This window comes from Mycobacterium sp., assembly GCF_049673265.1.
Taxonomy (GTDB): Bacteria; Actinomycetota; Actinomycetes; order Mycobacteriales; family Mycobacteriaceae; genus Mycobacterium.
On the sequence record NZ_JBATXN010000537.1, the window covers coordinates 1 to 2,288 of the forward strand.

Annotated in this window: 2 protein-coding genes and 1 pseudogene; 1 reads left to right on the forward strand and 2 read right to left on the reverse strand. The window is 65.3% G+C overall.

Annotated features, from left to right (window positions below; translation table 11 throughout):
* Positions 1-187 (forward strand): annotated as a pseudogene (locus WBF82_RS18395) (MerR family transcriptional regulator); the annotation flags it as partial.
* On the opposite strand, the gene WBF82_RS18400 reads toward WBF82_RS18395, so the two are convergent.
* Positions 166-1,428, reverse strand: coding sequence for an amidohydrolase family protein (locus tag WBF82_RS18400; protein WP_424384392.1), 1,263 nt, complete (start codon positions 1,426-1,428; stop codon positions 166-168). The pseudogene WBF82_RS18395 and the gene WBF82_RS18400 overlap by 22 nt on opposite strands.
* Positions 1,429-1,447: 19 nt before the next feature.
* Positions 1,448-2,269: a class I SAM-dependent methyltransferase gene (locus tag WBF82_RS18405; protein WP_424384393.1), complete on the reverse strand. Its 822-nt coding sequence runs from the start codon at positions 2,267-2,269 to the stop codon at positions 1,448-1,450.
* Positions 2,270-2,288: the final 19 nt, after the last annotated feature.

Here is a 2,288-nt window from a genome sequence, read left to right on the forward strand (position 1 = left end):
GCTGTTCGCCGACGACGCGCCTGGGCGTCCGGCGAGTCGCGCACTCGCCGAAGCCAAACTCGCCGAGATCGACGCTCAGATGGAGTCGCTGGCCCGTGCACGGGAGGTCATCGAATGGGGAATGCGCTGCACTTGTCCGTCAATCGACGCATGCACCTGCGGGATTCACCGCGCATTACCGGCCTGAACCGAATCCTTATAGATCACACCGTCTTTCATCACGAAGTCCACCTGCCCGGTGACTTCGATGTCGGCTAACGGATCGCCGGGCATAGCCACCAGATCGGCGATCTTGCCCTCCGCGATTACACCGAGATCGTCGAGGCGCAGGAGTTCGGCCGCCACGCTGGTGGCCGCCTGCAGGGCGCGCAGCGGGGTAATGCCTGTCGACACCATCATGGGGAACTCGCGCCAATTGTCCTGGTGGGGAAACATTCCGGCATCGGTTCCGAACGCGATCCGCACATCGCTGGCGGCCAGCCCGTCCGCCGCGTCCAGCAACGGCCCGCGATATTTCTCCATCTTGCGGCGTGAGTACTCCGGAAGAGCGGCCCACAGCACGTCGTTTTCGGCGCGGCGGGCACCGGACAGAATCGTGTACTGGGTGGGCACCATGAACACGCCGGCGTCGGTCATCATCCGCAGCGTCTCGGACGACGCGAGGTTGCCGTGTTCGATGCTGCGCACCCCGGCTCGCACGGCGCGCTGAATGCCCTCGTCGCCATAGCTGTGCGGGGTGACCGGGATGTCGAGGTCTCTGGCCGTCGCGACCAGGACATCCATCTCCTCCTGGCTGTAAGTGGCGTGCCCGGGGTCGTCCGACGGTGAGGCGAAGCCGCCGGTGGCGCCGAACTTGATCCAATCGGCGCCGGCGCGGATTTCCTGCCGGACCCGGGTGCGGATCTCGTCGCCGCCGTCGGCTGCCGCCAATTCCAGTGGCCTGCAACATCCTTGATATTCGGCGGCCACCATTCCGCTGAAGTCCCCGTGGCCGCCGCGCGCGGAGATCAGGTGCGGCGCCACCACCATCCGCGGACCCTCGACGATCCCGGTCGCCACCGCGTTGCGCAGGTCGATCGTGGGATAGTCGACATCTCCGCAGCCCAGGTCGCGCACCGTGGTAAACCCGTTGCGCAGCAGCGCGCGCAGAATCGGCAGAGCCTTCAACGTCTTTGCGGTGCTCGACTCGAGGGCGAGTGTCAGGCCCACCGGCGGTGCCAACGTCACGTGAACGTGGCAGTCGATCAAGCCGGGCGTGACGGTGTGCCCGCAAAGATCCACTACCCGTGCATCAGCCGGCGGTTCGATCGTGTCCGCGAGCTGTCGGATGCGACCGTCGACGACGAGCACCTGTCGCGGCGTCGCCTGGGCCGAGATCCCGTCCCACACATTGGCGCCGGTGATCAGCGTCGTTGAGGCCGAAGCCATCGTCGTCACCTCTCTGGTTTTAGAAGCGGTAGCGCAGAATCCGTGCTGTCCGGGCGCCGGCCTTGGTCTTCCCCATCAGTCGTGTCGAAACCCGGACTCCTGCCGGATACACATCGACCTCCGGGGCATGAGCCAGGCTGGCTTCCTCGACGAGTTTCAGGCGCGGACTCCAGGTCTCGGGCAGGTGGGCATCCTTGAAACCCCGGTAGGCCCACTGGGTTCCGACAGCGCTGAACGCAACTTTCATGGCCATCAGACTGAGCCGACTGACTCGCCCATAGTCGTTGATAGCCAGTTCGCCCGACCGGAAATGCTCAGGGATAGCGCGGAACAACTTGATGACCACGGGTTCAGGCAGAAACGCCAGCAGGCCGTCGGCGACCAGCATGGTGGGCCGGTCGGACGGGATCGAGTCAGTCCAGTCGTCGTCGGCCAGCGACGCCGCCACCGAATGCGCATTGTCGTCGGCGGCCAGCAGTTGATCCCGCAATGCGATGACGTGTGGCAGATCGACGCTGTACCAGTCCACCGTGGCCGGCGGCCGTACTCGCTGCATGCCAGTGTCCAGTCCCGCGCCGAGCGCCACCACGACAGCGTCCGAATATTCGGAAATGAAGGCCCGCACTCGATCGTCGAGCAGCTTGGCGCGCAACGCGGTCTGGCGCACCGCGCTTGATGGCACGCCCAGCGCTTGGAAGTCGTAGTCGATGTCGGCCACGATTTCGTCGGATAACGTGTCGCCGAGTATCGGTTTGGGCCAACGGCTGTCGAGCGCGCGGGCGTATGCGGTCACGAACGCGGTTTGCTCGATGGGGGTGAACTCGGTGATCGCGATTCGCATACCGGCAACGTACTCCGAG